Source organism: Sediminispirochaeta smaragdinae DSM 11293, from assembly GCF_000143985.1.
In the GTDB taxonomy this organism is placed as follows: domain Bacteria; phylum Spirochaetota; class Spirochaetia; order DSM-16054; family Sediminispirochaetaceae; genus Sediminispirochaeta; species Sediminispirochaeta smaragdinae.
Genome location: NC_014364.1, coordinates 2,889,297 through 2,904,326, shown reverse-complemented (window position 1 = coordinate 2,904,326; position 15,030 = coordinate 2,889,297). Strand labels below are relative to the sequence as shown.

Sequence of the window (15,030 nt, the reverse complement as noted above, 5' to 3'; positions counted from 1 at the left end):
GTTTTATCCTTTAGGAAAAACACGTTCATATCGTCTTTTGATGTGCATATGGTAGTCTCCCAGCCCCTGATAACTTGTATAATCTATTTCAGAGACCCGCTCCAGGAGCTGCGGAAACTCTTTTATGAATTGCAAATGTGAGTGGAGCATCGTTTTTTGGCGCGCATCGATAGTCGTGAGAATCATACCGAAATGAACGCCATAGTCCTCGACTTTTTGCTTTGCCATATCCGGAGGAAGAAAGATATGCTTCAGCTGAATTACGTGCCCTTCATGTTCAAATCGGTATTCACCGTCTTTTTCTCCCGGGCTGACCGGCAGCATCATATGGCCTACCAAATGAGAAGCCGGATCATATATGGTAAGGGGATTGATGGGACCGAGCATACGGTCGAAATGAGGCCTGGTGCTGAAATATCGGAGAGCATCATCTTGTGTGATGGTGAATTCAAAGGGATCTTCCCGATAGAGGGATGCAAATTCAACAAAGAGGTGTAACGGTGTCTTTACCGGATTTGTATCTGCAATGGTAAGAAAGGGTGCAATTGCCACCGTTCCTTCTTCGGGCGTTTTTCGATATTCGGCAAAAAGAGACGCTTCCGTTTTCTCCGATACGGGACATTGGCAGCTTAGAATACCGTAGAGTATCGTTTTGAGGGCTGCTGTCTCTATGCTGATATTGTTCATACCGTTGTTCATACGGGACTCCCTTCCGCAATGATCTCTCTGGCCCAGGCCATACAGCGGGCAAGAAAGCGTTCGGTAATCTTTACCTCGCCGAAACCTGCGTGTTCCTCGGGATCCAGGGTGGTGGCCAGCAATCTGCCCTTGAAGCTCGCCTCGTCCAGGAGGATGACCGCCTTACCTTGTCCGTTGGAAAGCAGGATTTCCTGTCCCGGCTGAGGGGCGAAAACTCCATGATAATGCCACTTGAGATCTTCCATGCTGAGGCCTTCAAAGAGGCTGTGTTCCGGTTTTTCAATGAGTAAATTATCTGTGTACACCTCGCCGGGCTTGTACGCTTTGTCGGCATCCTTGGGGTAGCAGACCTGCGGTAAATCCTTGTTCCATATCAGCCCCGGCATCCACGGGAGAATAACCTCTCCAAAAGAGAGAATAGTACCGCCTGCCTCCAGATACCTGATTAATTTTTCCCGTTGGGCATAGAGCATTTCCTGGTTGCTTTCCCTGGGGATGATGATAAGCCGATACCTGTTCAGATCGAGCCGGGGAAGCCGACGAATATAAAGCAGTTCCATATCCTCGTATTCCGGGCGGGTAAAAAGGTTGTAATGAAAATGAAGGCCGCTGTAGATGACCCCTATGGGATGCTGCTTCCGTTTTTCCCGAATCAGCGGGGCCTCTTCCCCAACCCAGGTAATGATGTTTCGTAAGGCTCGTGCCGCACCTTCATCCCTTGAAAAGCAGTGGCAAAAAATATCAAACTGGCTTCCTGCGATGATGATCCCCTTTGTACTGCTTCTGTCTTCATAGAGGATGGTATCTCCCCGCTGATTCCTGATGAGGGTTTTCGCCCCGGCAGGGGGGACCAGGTGCCCATGGCTGCAGAGCCCGTTGATCCCTTTATGCCAATGCAAATCTTCCGATTCGATATCCTTTAGGATCGGGTGCTCTTCCACCTTAATGAGGGGCTCATCATCCTCTCGTGTAAAGCCTCCCGGCTGACATCCCGGTAGCCAACCGCCGTTGTAATCTCCGAGCACAATCAGGATGCCGGGAAGATCCAGAAACTCTTCAATAACTCTCTTATAATCCCTTAAGGCCACCTGGTCGACCGAACGTGGTACGATTATTGCATCGTATAGCGAGAGGTCTATCTCGGGTAGGTCATATATATTGATGGGAATAAACTGACCCCGGTACTGTGGATCGTTCAATGTCTGATGCTGAAAGCTTATTCCCGAGTACAGCACACCTATCTTGTTCATATGCGTCTCCTTTCTTTTTTCTAACGTCTTATAAGACCGGCACGATTGCCCGGCCTTTGCCGTTTTCATGTACATACTCAAACGTTCGTATTTCAAGACCGTAAAGCCGCTTTAGGTTTTCTTCGGTCATCACCTCTTCAACAGTCCCGTAGCGATAGTCTGCCGGGTCGTACATAAGCAGTACATCATCGGCCGCATGGACTGCGTGGTTCGGTGAATGGGTTGTGAACACCACGCTTATGCCATGTTCCTGACTCAGGCCACGTATAACTTGCAACACTCTGCTCTGATTTCTGAAATCCAGTGCCGATGTCGGTTCGTCCAGAACCAGAATGGAGCATTCCGAGGCAAGTGCCCGGGCTATCAAAACTAATTGTCGCTCTCCACCCGATAGCTCGTTAAAAGGGCGTTCTGCAAAGGATTCCATTTCCATCATCGATAACACGGATTCGGCTATTCGATAGTCCTTTGGCTTGGGTGAGGTGAAAAGCGGGATGTGTCGTGCCCTGCCCATGACCACCATGTCGAGAACCGAATATGAGAAGATCGAAGATTCCCGTTGCGGAACATAGCCATATTCACCGTCGATAAAGATGCTCCCTGTATCGACCCGTAACAGTCCTATCATGCATTTGAGCATCGTTGTTTTCCCTTGTCCGTTTGGACCAAGGATTGCAAGGGACCTTCCGCTCTCAAGCTGAAACGAATGGTTTGCAAAGACGGTCTGTTCTCTTGTATAGCGAAAAGAAATTCCCTCAACTTTAATCATGTTTCCATCCCTTCGCCTGATTTTTCTTGAGCAGATAGCCGAATACCGGGGCTCCTATGATTGCGGTGATGATTCCCAAAGGAATCTCCGCGGCAGTGGCGCTTCGTGCAAGGTTGTCGACCCAAAGCATATAGGTGCCGCCCATCAAGGCCGATGCCGGCAAAAGCTTCCGGTGATCGGGACCGACGATCATTCTCGCCATGTGGGGAACAACAAGACCAACCCATCCCACAATTCCCGCCGCCGACACGACCGCTGCCGTGATGACCGCCACGGCAATCAGAATCATCCAGCGCAGTCTATCGGTTTTTACTCCGATCGCTTCGGCTTCCTCCTCACCCAAACTGACGATGTTGATACGAAATCTGATGAGAAAGAGGAAGCTGCCGGCCAAAATCAGGGGAATGGCCGATGCAACAAGCTTTTTGTAGGTAATGGTGGAGAAGCTTCCCATAAGCCAAACGACGATTGCGGGAAGCTTATCGTAGGGATCCGCGACATATTTAATGAGAGAGGTGAGGGCGGTGAAAAAAGCACTTGCAATGACACCGGATAATACCAACATCAAGATTGGTGAGTGCCCCTTGCTTCGGCTCAAAAGGAAGACCGCCGCCACTGCCGCAAGGCCAAAGGCAAAGGCAAAGATCATGTTCAGGAATTGGCTGCTAAAGAGCATGATTGCAAGCGCTCCACCGAAGCCGCTGCCCGCCGTCACTCCGATGACCTGTGGTCCCACCAGTGGGTTTCTGAATACCCCCTGGAGCACGGCCCCGCTCATGGCAAGGCCTGCTCCCGACAAGATTGCGAACAGAACCCGGGGAAGTCGTATTAATGTCACCACTCTGGCATCGGTCTGACTCCAGTAGGGCGCAATCGGAAAAAGTTTCGAGGCGAGAATTCCAGCCACTTTAGGTATGGCTATGGTGTATCTGCCCAGGCCGAAGGAGATGAGAGCCGAAAGAAGCAGAGCAGTGCAAAGAAGAATCCACGCCTTCTTTTCGTTTCTCCGTTGTTGCATAGGAAGTGCCTGTTTATTGTAGAAAGCGGTCGTACCCGGCGGCTTCGCTATTCATGGTTTTTCTCAGAATACCGTCTATCTGCTCTTCCGTGGGTACCTTCCCATATATCCAGAGATAGTTTTCCTTAATCTCGTTCCGCAGGTCCCAGCCGAAGCGCTCGGGATGGAACAGCATGGCAAGCCATTTCCACATCAGGGGTGATTCCTGGTTCGGGGGATCCCATCGGTATCCGCCAAGGGGAATTTTATAGACACGATGGTCTCTGACCGCACTGACATCGGCCAGCTTCGGGTTGCCGTAGATATCCTGAGGCGTCAGTTCGGATTCGAAGCCGTTGAGCAGGATGATCTGCGGGTCCCATGCGATGATCTGTTCTTCGCTGACCTGAGGAAACTGTGTCAACTCACCTGCGGGATTGATTCCCCCGGTAAGGTTGATGTAGAAATCATTATAGGTTCCCTGTGCCGCAACGGTTTTACTCGAAAGCCACCGGAGAAAATAGAGGACCCTTGGCTTTTCATTTTCGGGAATCTCGGCCACTGCGCTGCCGATTTCTTCCTGTACCTCATGGTGCCACGCAATGATTTTTTGCGCCTTTTCCTCTTTATCCAACAAGAGGCCAAAGTCATGGATCCAGCCTTCGAGATTTTCCTGGCTGCCGTACAAAAGCAGTGCAACATTCAGACCCGCATTTTCCAGTGGTTCGACGACATCGACTCCCAGATGCCCCCACTGAAAAATGAGATCGGGATTAAGCGCAAGCATCGCCTCTACATTCGGCATAAAGCCATCTCCCACAACCTCACTGTTTATCCTCAAGGCTTCCGGGTAGAACTCTTTGAGAATGCCTTCTTCAAGAGCGGATTTTGATTTTGGGTGCATCCCCACAAGCCGTTCTGTGCCGCCGTCGATCGCAATCAGCATGCTGGCCGCCGGGATAGGGATGGTGACAATCCGTCGGACTTCCTTCGGAACAGAGACTTCCCGTCCGGTCTGATCGATGATGGAAATAGTTTCCTTGGCTGCTGAAGGTGGGGTGTTTTCCTGTTCCTGATGTCCTCCGGCAAAAAGGTAGCCGGAGGCGGTCAGCAGTACCATGGTCAGCAACAGTATCATGGTGCGATAAGGGGGATGGTTCATGTTGTAGTAGCCTCCGTTATTGGTATGAATTTGTTTCAGCTTTTTAAATTAGGTAAGACTAATCTAAAGACACGATAACTTTTCTTTGTGTTTGTGTCAATAGAAACAAAAAAGCTTTGGATGAATCCGAAGTGTCGGGCTGTCTCAGGAGCAGACAGCCCGTTGAGGCCTTTTTTGTCATGATCCGTCCGAAGGATATATCAAGTCGTTACATTCTTTTTAAAATAATCCACATAGACCGCTATCAGTATTACCACCCCCTTTACGACATATTGCCAAAAGGAATTGATTCCCATGAGATTAAGACCATTGCTGAGCATGCCAATCACCAGAGCTCCGATAATCGTTCCCCCGATCTTTCCCGAACCGCCGCTCATACTTGTTCCTCCGAGCACTACTGCGGCAATGGCATCCATCTCTGCCCCCTGTCCTGCGGTTGGCTGACCTGAAAACATGCGGGAGGCAAGAACGATACCGGCGATCGAAGACATTAGCCCCGAAAAAAGATAGGTGAAAAAAATCACCCGTTTGATTTTTATTCCCGAAAAGCGTGCTGCCTGGGAGTTCCCCCCTACAGCATAGATGTGCCGGCCAAGTTTGGATTGGCTTAAAATAAAGAAGGAAATAAGGACTATGAAAAGGAGATAGATGATGGGCATGGGAATATCACCGACATAACCGGCTCCAATGAAGTTGAAGCTGTCGGACATGACTCTGATGGGTTGCCCGCCGGTATAGACATATGCGGCGCCCCTTGCAATATTCATCGTTGCAAGGGTGACGATGAAGGGGGGAATGGTTGTAGTCGATATGACAAACCCGTTGAAGGCCCCGACAGCGGTTCCCACAACAAGCCCTGAAGTGACGGCGGCTGCAAGGGAGGCTCCGTCAAAGGCGATGAGGCCACCGGTGACGACTCCTGAAAGGGCGATGATCGAGCCCACGGAAAGGTCTATTCCTCCAAGGATAATGATCATTGTCATGGCACAGGCTATATAAAGGTTTGTAGCCACCTGCCGCAGTACATTAAAAATATTGGCCCTGGATAAAAAGACCGGAGATTTGATTGCCAGAATCAAACAAAGCAGGGCAAGTCCTATCAGTATTCCCATGTTTTCCTTCAGGAACTGAAGGACAGAATGTCCTATATAAATTTGACGTTTACCTCTCGAATCCACAGGCTGTATTGTATCGTTACCCATTCCGTATCTCCTCAGCTTTGCACCGGCATTCCATGCAGCGTAGCCAAATGCATGATTTTCTCTTGGTTCAGCTCCTCTTTTGGCAGACAGCCGGTTACCGAACCGTTACACATGACCACGACGCGGTCGCTCATGTTGATAACCTCGGGAAGTTCTGACGATATCATGATGATGGCCATGCCCTGGGCGGCGAGCTTATTCATGATGGCGTAGATCTCCGCCTTCGCTCCAACATCCACTCCTCTCGTAGGTTCGTCCAGGATCAGGATCTTGGGGGTTGTCGCCAACCACCGGCCGATAACAACTTTCTGCTGGTTCCCACCCGACAGATTTCCAATGGTTTGTTCGGAAGAAGGGGTCTTTATCGAAAGTTGTCGTATATAATTGTTGGTGATTGCTTCTTCCCTTCTGTCGTTTACAAAAATTCCCTTGATAAACCGGGACAAGATCCTTATGGATATGTTGAATTTTACGCTTTGTACCGGAAACAATGCCTCTTTTTTCCTGCTTTCGGGAACAAGGGCCAATCCATGGGCCATTGCTTCCGATGCGTTTTGTATCCGTACCTGTTTCCCTTCAATGATAATGTGGCCTTCTGTAAAAGGAGCCAGACCGAAGATGCATTTCATAACCTCGCTTCTTCCTGCGCCGACCAAACCGGCAAATCCAAGAATTTCTCCTTTGTAGAGATCAAAGCTCACATCGTTAAGGAGCTTCCCGTCGCTAAGATGCTTCACTTCCAGGATCTTCTCGGATAACCGGGAATAGGTTCGGGTGTAGTAGCTTGTGAGCTTCCGACCCACCATCATGGTGATAAGCCTCTCAGGTGTGGCCTCCTGGGTTATAACGGTTCCGATATATTCCCCGTCCCTCATGACGGTAACTCTGTCGCTGATCTCGAAGAGCTCCGACATTCTGTGTGAGATATAGATGATTCCGACCCCCCTCTTTTTCAGCTTTCGTATGGTATCGAAAAGAAAGTTGACCTCTTTTTCCGAAAGAGAAGAGGTCGGCTCATCCATGACAAGAATACGGGAGTTGAACGAGAGTGCTTTGGTGATCTCGACCATCTGCTGCTGGGCTATTGTCAGTTCTCCCAGATTGATGTCGGGATCGATATCAAGATCAAAGGAGTCAAGAAGGGTCTTTGCGTCGGCATTCATCCTTATCCTGTCAACGGTACCGTGTCTGACCGGTTCCCTGCCGAGGAAAATATTCTCGGCAACGGTCATCTTCGGCACAAGTACAAGTTCCTGATGGATAACATTTATTCCGTTTGCCTGGGCATCATGGACCGTATGTATATCGGTTTTGCTGCCTTCAATGAAAATTTCTCCGCCGTCCATGGAGTAAATTCCACCAAGAACCTTGATCAGTGTCGATTTGCCCGCACCATTTTCACCAAGAAGAGCGTGTACCTCTCCGGCCATTACCGCTATGCTGATATCCTTTAATGCCAGCACTTCGGGAAACTGTTTTCGGATATGTTTCATCTCAAGTAGTGTCTGATTACTCAAGGTTACCTCGCTTTCCTGCCTCAAAAAAACGACTCTGCTCTTCCATAGAACAGAGTCGGCATGTGATAATCGAAACAGCCTACTGCCAGCCGTCCGTTCCGTATTCGTCAACGTTGTCGCTATTGATTAAGAAAGTCTTGACAGGCACCCTCGTCTCATACGTTTCACCGTTCAGGATTTTATAGGCAAGCTTGACAGATTCCAGTCCGATAGAGATGGGAGATTGGGCACCGGATCCTACGAACTGACTCCCTGAGGCAATTTCGGATTTTGCTTCCGGAGACCCGTCCACGCCGTAGATCAGGATATCTGTTCTGTTTGCAGCCTTGCATGCTGCAAGGGCTCCAAGGGCCGTCGGATCGTTTCCTCCCATGATAGCAATGATATCGCTGTGTGCCTGGAGGATGTCGTCCATCTTCTCCATGGCCGTGGGGAGATCTCCCTTGGCGTCCTGCTGGGCGACAATGGTAAATCCATGGCCCTTAATGGCGTTCATGAAGCCCGCGATCCTGTCATTGATGGAGTTCATGGTCGGCGAATCCAGAACAACAATATTCCCTCCTCCGGGATATCGGTCGACAAGATCCATACCGCAGACATAACCGGCATTTTTGTTGTCGGAGCCAGCATAGGCGGTTACGTACTCCATATCCTTGACTTCCGTATCGAAGTTGATGATCGGTATTTCCGCTTTCTCCAGAGCGACAAGGGCGGGTCGGATCCCTTCCCAGTCCACGGGATTCAAAAAAATGGCATCAATATCCTGGATGATGAGATCTTCAATCTGGTTAATCTGTTTTGCCACGTCCATGGCAGGATCCATGGTGATCAGCCTGTCGCCCCTGGCCTCGACGGTATCCCGGATTGACTTTTCCAAAGCGATGAAAAAAGGATTGTTCATCGTCATACAGGTGTAGCCGAAGGTATAGCCGGATTCTTCTTCGTTTTGTCCGCTGGCAAAAATCATGCCGGCTCCAATGAACAAAATCAGGAGACTTAACAATATCTTTCTCATAATTCCTCCACATTACGTGAATGTTTTGGGTGGCACCATCACCAAACTTGAATTCAGGATACCGGCCTTTTCTCCGGGCAGCAATGAATAATATGTCACAACTTAAATGACAGATGTCATTTTTGTGATGACAAAAATCCAGTATTTTGGATTTTTCATATTCTGAAAACAAGGGTACAATTGACGGTAAAATGAAGGATCGGGTTAAACAAGTCTATATTGCCATCTATGGATTAAATTTTGTTATCATCGTATTCCTTTCTATGACCATGTACTTCACCATCTTTAAGATATGCGATGATTACCAGGCCAGAGATTTCTTGGAGATGGCGCGATATTTGCCTCATGTCGCATGGACCGTTCCTACGTATACCATCATCTGTTTTACCTTGATCGGAATTTCCAATGTGCTGAAGGAAGGGGTTTTCAAGAACCAGCCGGTAAAAATCATTTTCCTTTATATTGCCGATCTTATCTTATTTGGTCTTATTACCTACTTGCTAAATTTTAGTTACAAAGGCTTTTTCCTTTTTATTACCGCGGGCCTTTTTCTGTTTGTAAACAACATGTCTGTCAGGCTGATAACCTTGGCGATTACCCTCATATGCTTCATTCTTTTTGATTACGATCTGCTGACGGTCAGGATTCATCTGCTTTCTTTTCAGGATTACATTGACTATTACGATCCGAATATCCAGATCTATTTATACAGCATCAAAAGTGCTCTTGATTCCGCCAACCTCATTCTGGTCGTGCTTTTTTTCTATATGTTTATTCACAGCAAGATCCGGGAGAATAAGGAGTTCGTTCAATTGAATAACCGCCTGAAGGAGAATTTGGCAAAATTGAAGATTGCCAACGTTCAGTTGGAAGAGGCGGGTAGGATGAAAGAAAGAAACAGGCTTGCCCATGAAATTCATGACATTCTGGGGCATTCGCTGACCTGTATCTCGACCGGCCTGGAAGCAAGTATGGAGGTTACGGGAACATCAAATCCGGTCCTGGCCCGGCAGCTGCAGAGAATAAAGGAGGTCAGTGATAAGGGACTGATGGATATCAGGCGTTCGGTCAAGGAGCTGAAGGTCGATGTCATCGTAAAATCGTCCCTGATAGAAGCCATCCATGAATTGATTGCTAATATTAATGCCCTGGGAAAACAGAGAGCCTTTTTGGAGATTTCCGGAGAGCCTGTCACGCTGCAGCACGATGAGGAGTTGACGGTATACCGATTGGTTCAGGAAAGTACAACAAATGCAATTCGTCATGGAAAGGCGGAGGACATCTTTATCAAACTGACATACGGTCAGGATCAACTTGCCATTGCCATACGGGATAATGGGCTGGGGTGTCATCACCTGGAGAAAAATTTTGGTTTAAGCCATATGGAAGAGCAGGTACAATTTCTCGGGGGAAGCATATCGTTCATCACGGAAGATGGCGGAGGCTTCACGACATCTGCCTTTATTCCCCTTCGAAAAGAGGGAATCGATGATTAAGGTTTTAATAGCGGATGATCAGGAGATCATACGGGACAGTCTGGAGCTTCTTGTTAATTCCGATGAGAGATTCGAGGTCGTCGGCCTGCCCCAAAACGGCCGGGAAGTTGTCCGGCTGGCGGCTGAATTGAATCCCGATGTTGTTCTTATGGATATCCGGATGCCGGAATTCAACGGAATAGAATGTGTCAAACTTATCAAGGAAAGGAATCCGGCTATCAAGATTATCATGCTAACCACCTTTGACAGCGACGAATACATATACGAGTCGTTGAAAAACGGTGCGGACGGTTTCCTTCTAAAGGGAATTTCCAAAAGAGACCTGATAAACAGCATTGAAACGGTCTATAACGGGGGAGCAAGTATTGAACCTCAGACTGCCCAGAAGGTTTTTACTATTTTCGGAAAAATGGCAAAATCCTATTTTCTGAATCAGGATGCCGAAGATATAGCAAATCTGACGGACCAGGAAATACGCATCATACAGCTTATCGGCAGGGGCTACAGCAACAAAGAGATCATGGGTGAGGTGAATTTTTCCGAAGGAACCATCAGAAATTATATCAGCATGATTCTAAAAAAAATCCAACTCAGGGACAGAACCCAGATCGCTATTTTTGCCATCCAGTCGGGCATCATGCTGAGGGATATCCATGGAAAATAAGATCCGTCTGACCGCTCTTCTGCTGCTCCTGATCGTGTCTGTAGTTCTTTTTTCCCATTACCTGGCCGCAGCTGACGACGTTGAGATTGAAATGGCACTATATTCCGGCAATAGCTGGGGCGTCCCCCAGAATTTTGCCTATGCCATCTATGATAAGGCTGTGGAGCTGTTTGAAAGCCGCCCGGAAAACCGTCATATAACTATCAAGCTGAAGACCGGTATCATGTATAATCACTATTCAGAATGGCTGGCCCAGTTGGTTCTTCAGGGAAAGGAACCGGATATCTTTTTGCTGGTGGAACAGGATTTCAACACCTATGCTTCCATCGGACTCCTCCAGAACCTGGAACCCTTCATTTCCAGATGCAGCGATTTTAACAAGCAGGAATACTATCCCCGAGGGCTGGAAGCGGGAATGTTTAACGGAATTCAGTACTCGCTTCCCATTTCTCTGGTACCTTCCTTCATGATTGTGAACAAAACACTTTTGGAAGATAACCAGATCAGGATAGATCGGGAAGATTGGGACTGGGATCAGTTTTATGCCATCTGTCGGCAATTGACGAAGGACCTGGATGGCGACAGCATCCCCGATCAGTTCGGCGTATACGGCTATGACTGGCACAACGCCTTTTATACAAACGATCGGTATCTGTTCAACCCCGACGATCCGGCAATCCAGTTTAATAGCCGTCGCCTGGAGGAGACCCTTCAGTTTTTGAAGAAAATGAACCGCCTCAACAAGGGGCATATTCTCAGAGAAAAGGATTTTGATCAGGGAAAGACAGGCTTTAAGGTTTTTAATCTTTCCGAGTATAAGGTCTACGGAACGTATCCCTACAGAATACTTCGGTACGAAAATTTCGAGTGGGAGACCATCCCCTTTCCCTCAGGGCCCAGCGGAACAAGTTCCTCTAAACTCTATACGGTACAGGTTGGCATGAGTTCCCGATCGCATCATAAAAAGGAGGCCTTCTCTTTTATCCGTTTCATGACCGGCGATCGGGAATTTCAGGAAGCGGTATGGAGCGGTACCAACATGCTTCCTGCCAACCGACGGGTTGTAAACGATCTTTATCATGCTTCCTCAGACGAGGAACGAAAGATCCTGAACTATCCTTTTTTGAACAATATCATTCGGGACAGTTATATCGACCCCAATTTCAAATGGTACGCCTCCATGGACGAATTCATCGACCAGAAGATCTTTCAGATCGTTGCTCAGGATCTTGATACTTCAATCGGCATAAAGGAGTTGCGGGAGGATATGGAGAAGATGCTGAAGGGCTATCGGTAGCCGTCAAAAAGCAACAGATATTCTTCGTAGCCTGCCTCCTTCATCTCTGTCCTGGGTATAAACCTGAGGGCTGCAGAGTTTATGCAGAACCGCAGGCCGGTAGGATCGGGTCCGTCTGTAAAAACGTGGCCAAGGTGGCTGTCTGCATATCTGCTCCTGACCTCGATTCGCTGCATGGTACCGGAAGTATCCTGAAGATAGCGTATATGATCGGGATCTATCGGTCTGATGAAACTGGGCCAGCCTGTTCCCGATGAAAAGGCGTCCGTGGAGCTGAAAAGGGGTTCTCCGCTGACGATATCGACATAGATGCCCTCCTCTTTATTATCCCAGAATTCGTTTGCAAAGGCGGGTTCCGTCTCTCCCTCCTGGGTGAGGCGGTATTCGAAATCGGTGAGCGACGAAAGCCTTTCTTGCTTGTCAAAATTACCCCACCGTCCCTCCTTTGTGGCCAGACCGCCGGAGGTTTCTGCCTTGTTCCAGAGGGAATCGACGAAAGGACCTCTTCCCGAGCCTGTATAATAACGGTCGTAGGCCTCCCTGTTTTTTTTGTAATAATCCTGGTGATATTCCTCTGCCGGATAAAAGGGACGACGGTCGAGAATCTCGACAAGGATGGGGCGGGAAAATGTACCCGATGCCTCAAGCTGCTTTTTTGATGCCTCTGCGGCCTCCCGTTCGCCCCTGGTGCCGACAAAGATTGCGGGGGCATACTGGCTACCCCTGTCTGCAAACTGCCCTCCGCCATCGGTCGGATCGATGTTTCTCCAGAAGACATCGAGCAGCTGCCTGTAGGTGATGACCTCCGAATTATAGTAGACGGTAACACTTTCCCTGTGTCCGGTGCGGCCGCTTGCAACGTCTTGGTACCTAGGGTCTTTCTCATCACCACCGCTGTAACCGGAAACGGCTTCTGCTACTCCAACCAGCTCTTCAAAGGGTTTTTCCAGACACCAGAAGCACCCACCTGCAAAGACAGCGCTATCGTAGGCTTCCAGCGCCTGAAGGTGCGTTTCGCTAAAGAGCATTTCGGGAAGCCTTTGTTCGACTTCTCCCGAAGCATGGAGATTCCAGGGCAAAAGAAGGGCAATCAAAAGGAAGCTCGCGCCTTTCATTTCAGGCCTCCTTGTATGATTAATATACTATCTTTTTCTATATCTGACAAAATTGATAATGTTATGGTTATGAACCCTTGTTACAATCTGTTTGACAAATGTTCATTCTGTTTTATAATGAGATTGAACTACCATCCTGGGGTTGCAAGGAAAAATAGCAAAACTTTCGGAGGTTACCATGAAGAAATTGATCAATGCGCCTGATGATGTCATTGAAGAGGCCTTGACGGGAATGGAACTTGCTCATTCCGACATCCTTAAGGTCCATCGTAATCCGAACTTTATTACGCGTAGCAGCAAGACACGGAAGGGAAAGGTTGCGGTTATTTCAGGCGGTGGAAGTGGCCATGAGCCGTTACATGGCGGTTTTGTAGGGTTGGGAATGCTTGATGCCGCCTGTCCCGGTGCCGTCTTTACCTCTCCGACTCCCGATCAGATGGAAGAGGCGACAAAGGCTGTGGACGGAGGTGCCGGTGTTCTTCACATCGTGAAAAACTATTCCGGTGATGTGATGAATTTCGAAATGGCCGCAGATCTTTGTGGTGAAGCGGGAATAAGTGTTGAATCCGTTATTATCGACGATGATGTCGCCGTAAAAGATAGTCTCTATACCGAGGGAAGACGGGGGGTCGGTTGCACCGTCTTCGCGGAAAAGATTGCGGGTGCTGCGGCAGAACGTGGTGATGATCTCAAGAAGACCGCCGAATTCTGCCGTCGGGTCAACGAGGTCGGCAGGTCTATGGGAATGGCCCTGACATCCTGTACCGTTCCTTCCGCCGGCAAGCCTACCTTTGAAATCGGTGCTGATGAGATCGAGATGGGGGTCGGCATTCATGGTGAGCCTGGTCGCGAAAGAATGAAGCAGAAAACCGCTCATGAATACGTGCAGATGATGGGAGAGGCTGTGGTCTCCGATATCCCCTACAAAAATGGTGATGAACTTATCGTTCTGCTCAATGGGATGGGAGGAACTCCACTCATGGAGCTCTATCTTCTTTATAATGAGTTCGAACAGTTCTGTAAGGCAAAAGGCTTGAAAATCGTACGTCGTCTTGTAGGTAATTACATTACCTCCCTTGAGATGCAGGGATTTTCCATCTCTGCGGTAAAGGCTGATGAAAAGCTGCTTGCTCTGTGGGACGCTCCTGTACATACCGCGGGCCTGCGTTGGGGAATCTAACTTCAGAGGATTTTTTACAAACGATCGGAGGGAATGTATGCTGACACTGGAAATGACAGAAAAGTGGCTGCGGGAGCTTGGACGGGTATATGCCGAACAGAAAGAGTACCTGACAAGATTGGATTCTGAGATTGGGGATGCCGACCACGGCATCAACATGAACAGAGGATTTTCCGCTGTTTGTGCCGAGCTCGACAAACAGTCCCCCTCTTCGATAAGTGCTGCCTTGAAATCGACGGCGTTTGTCCTGATACGAACGGTCGGGGGGGCTTCCGGCCCCCTTTACGGCAGCTTTTTTCTTGATTTTTCAAAAGCTCTAGACGGTAAGGATACGGCAGAAAGTGCAGATGTCGCTGCAGCCTTTCAGGCTGGTCTGGAGGCGATCAAGAAACGGGGAAAAGCCCATGTGGGCGATAAAACCATGCTTGATGCTCTGGTCCCCGCCGTGGAAAAAATGGAAGTCCTTGCAGGTGAAGGTAAAGATATACCCACAATGTTGGGTGGCGCCGTGGAAGCGGCCGAAGCGGGACTTGCATCGACAATCGAAATGGTCGCAAAGAAAGGAAGGGCGAGTTACCTCGGCGAGCGGAGCAAGGGACATCAGGATCCGGGGGCAACATCTTCCTACTATCTGCTGAAAGCGGCTCTTGAGACCTGGAAATAGGGA

At 48.8% G+C, this 15,030-nt stretch carries 14 protein-coding genes; 5 read left to right on the top strand and 9 right to left on the bottom strand.

Features of this window, described 5'->3' with window-relative positions; translation table 11 throughout:
- Positions 1-3: 3 nt before the first annotated feature.
- The 8 genes from SPIRS_RS13695 to SPIRS_RS13660 all read right to left on the bottom strand — a co-directional run bounded on the left by SPIRS_RS13695 (position 4) and on the right by SPIRS_RS13660 (position 8,611).
- Entirely contained in the window at positions 4-699 is a 696-nt protein-coding gene (locus SPIRS_RS13695) for a hypothetical protein (RefSeq protein WP_013255280.1), read from the bottom strand.
- On the bottom strand, positions 696-1,949 hold the full coding sequence (locus SPIRS_RS13690; RefSeq protein WP_013255279.1) for a hypothetical protein: 1,254 nt from the start codon (positions 1,947-1,949) through the stop codon (positions 696-698). The genes SPIRS_RS13695 and SPIRS_RS13690 overlap by 4 nt, the downstream gene beginning before the upstream one ends.
- A gap of 28 nt (positions 1,950-1,977) precedes the next feature.
- A complete protein-coding gene (locus tag SPIRS_RS13685; protein WP_013255278.1) occupies positions 1,978-2,718 on the bottom strand; it encodes an ABC transporter ATP-binding protein in 741 nt (246 codons plus the stop codon).
- Positions 2,711-3,736, bottom strand: coding sequence for a FecCD family ABC transporter permease (locus tag SPIRS_RS13680; protein ID WP_013255277.1), 1,026 nt, complete (start codon positions 3,734-3,736; stop codon positions 2,711-2,713). Before SPIRS_RS13680 ends, SPIRS_RS13685 begins: the two co-directional genes overlap by 8 nt.
- A 13-nt stretch (positions 3,737-3,749) precedes the next feature.
- Complete coding sequence (locus SPIRS_RS13675) at positions 3,750-4,877, bottom strand: ABC transporter substrate-binding protein (protein ID WP_013255276.1); 1,128 nt, start codon at positions 4,875-4,877, stop codon at positions 3,750-3,752.
- A 200-nt stretch (positions 4,878-5,077) separates the two neighbouring features.
- Positions 5,078-6,079: an ABC transporter permease gene (locus tag SPIRS_RS13670; RefSeq protein WP_013255275.1), complete on the bottom strand. Its 1,002-nt coding sequence runs from the start codon at positions 6,077-6,079 to the stop codon at positions 5,078-5,080.
- 11 nt (positions 6,080-6,090) lie between these two features.
- A complete protein-coding gene (locus SPIRS_RS13665; RefSeq protein ID WP_013255274.1) occupies positions 6,091-7,596 on the bottom strand; it encodes a sugar ABC transporter ATP-binding protein in 1,506 nt (501 codons plus the stop codon).
- A gap of 79 nt (positions 7,597-7,675) precedes the next feature.
- Positions 7,676-8,611 carry a sugar ABC transporter substrate-binding protein gene (locus tag SPIRS_RS13660; RefSeq protein WP_013255273.1) on the bottom strand — a complete coding sequence of 312 codons (936 nt, stop codon included), beginning with the start codon at positions 8,609-8,611 and terminating at the stop codon, positions 7,676-7,678.
- A 191-nt stretch (positions 8,612-8,802) separates the two neighbouring features.
- Between SPIRS_RS13660 and SPIRS_RS13655 the strand changes: the two genes are divergently transcribed.
- From SPIRS_RS13655 to SPIRS_RS13645, 3 genes are read left to right on the top strand one after another with little or no spacing between them, the layout of a single operon-like run.
- Positions 8,803-10,107: a sensor histidine kinase gene (locus tag SPIRS_RS13655; RefSeq protein ID WP_013255272.1), complete on the top strand. Its 1,305-nt coding sequence runs from the start codon at positions 8,803-8,805 to the stop codon at positions 10,105-10,107.
- On the top strand, positions 10,100-10,771 hold the full coding sequence (locus SPIRS_RS13650) for a response regulator transcription factor (protein WP_013255271.1): 672 nt from the start codon (positions 10,100-10,102) through the stop codon (positions 10,769-10,771). The genes SPIRS_RS13655 and SPIRS_RS13650 overlap by 8 nt, the downstream gene beginning before the upstream one ends.
- Positions 10,761-12,068, top strand: coding sequence for an extracellular solute-binding protein (locus tag SPIRS_RS13645; RefSeq protein WP_013255270.1), 1,308 nt, complete (start codon positions 10,761-10,763; stop codon positions 12,066-12,068). The genes SPIRS_RS13650 and SPIRS_RS13645 overlap by 11 nt, the downstream gene beginning before the upstream one ends.
- Here SPIRS_RS13645 and msrB read toward each other — a convergent pair.
- Positions 12,059-13,183: a peptide-methionine (R)-S-oxide reductase MsrB gene (gene msrB, locus SPIRS_RS13640; RefSeq protein ID WP_013255269.1), complete on the bottom strand. Its 1,125-nt coding sequence runs from the start codon at positions 13,181-13,183 to the stop codon at positions 12,059-12,061. The genes SPIRS_RS13645 and msrB overlap by 10 nt on opposite strands.
- Positions 13,184-13,361: 178 nt before the next feature.
- Here msrB and dhaK point away from each other — a divergent pair, with 178 nt between their 5' ends.
- Complete coding sequence (dhaK, locus tag SPIRS_RS13635) at positions 13,362-14,363, top strand: dihydroxyacetone kinase subunit DhaK (RefSeq protein WP_013255268.1); 1,002 nt, start codon at positions 13,362-13,364, stop codon at positions 14,361-14,363.
- Positions 14,364-14,400: 37 nt separating this feature from the next.
- Entirely contained in the window at positions 14,401-15,027 is a 627-nt protein-coding gene (dhaL, locus tag SPIRS_RS13630) for a dihydroxyacetone kinase subunit DhaL (protein ID WP_013255267.1), read from the top strand.
- The last annotated feature ends 3 nt before the right edge of the window (positions 15,028-15,030 follow it).

Excerpts from the sequence above, each read along its gene's own strand:
- msrB (WP_013255269.1), bottom strand. The coding sequence starts at position 13,183 with ATGAAAGGCGCGAGCTTCCTTTTGATTGCCCTTCTTTTGCCCTGGAAT.
- SPIRS_RS13670 (WP_013255275.1), bottom strand. The coding sequence starts at position 6,079 with ATGGGTAACGATACAATACAGCCTGTGGATTCGAGAGGTAAACGTCAA.
- SPIRS_RS13645 (WP_013255270.1), top strand. The coding sequence starts at position 10,761 with ATGGAAAATAAGATCCGTCTGACCGCTCTTCTGCTGCTCCTGATCGTG.
- SPIRS_RS13660 (WP_013255273.1), bottom strand. The coding sequence starts at position 8,611 with ATGAGAAAGATATTGTTAAGTCTCCTGATTTTGTTCATTGGAGCCGGC.
- dhaL (WP_013255267.1), top strand. The coding sequence starts at position 14,401 with ATGCTGACACTGGAAATGACAGAAAAGTGGCTGCGGGAGCTTGGACGG.
- SPIRS_RS13675 (WP_013255276.1), bottom strand. The coding sequence starts at position 4,877 with ATGAACCATCCCCCTTATCGCACCATGATACTGTTGCTGACCATGGTA.
- SPIRS_RS13655 (WP_013255272.1), top strand. The coding sequence starts at position 8,803 with ATGAAGGATCGGGTTAAACAAGTCTATATTGCCATCTATGGATTAAAT.
- dhaK (WP_013255268.1), top strand. The coding sequence starts at position 13,362 with ATGAAGAAATTGATCAATGCGCCTGATGATGTCATTGAAGAGGCCTTG.
- SPIRS_RS13680 (WP_013255277.1), bottom strand. The coding sequence starts at position 3,736 with ATGCAACAACGGAGAAACGAAAAGAAGGCGTGGATTCTTCTTTGCACT.
- SPIRS_RS13695 (WP_013255280.1), bottom strand. The coding sequence starts at position 699 with ATGAACAACGGTATGAACAATATCAGCATAGAGACAGCAGCCCTCAAA.
- SPIRS_RS13650 (WP_013255271.1), top strand. The coding sequence starts at position 10,100 with ATGATTAAGGTTTTAATAGCGGATGATCAGGAGATCATACGGGACAGT.
- SPIRS_RS13685 (WP_013255278.1), bottom strand. The coding sequence starts at position 2,718 with ATGATTAAAGTTGAGGGAATTTCTTTTCGCTATACAAGAGAACAGACC.
- SPIRS_RS13690 (WP_013255279.1), bottom strand. The coding sequence starts at position 1,949 with ATGAACAAGATAGGTGTGCTGTACTCGGGAATAAGCTTTCAGCATCAG.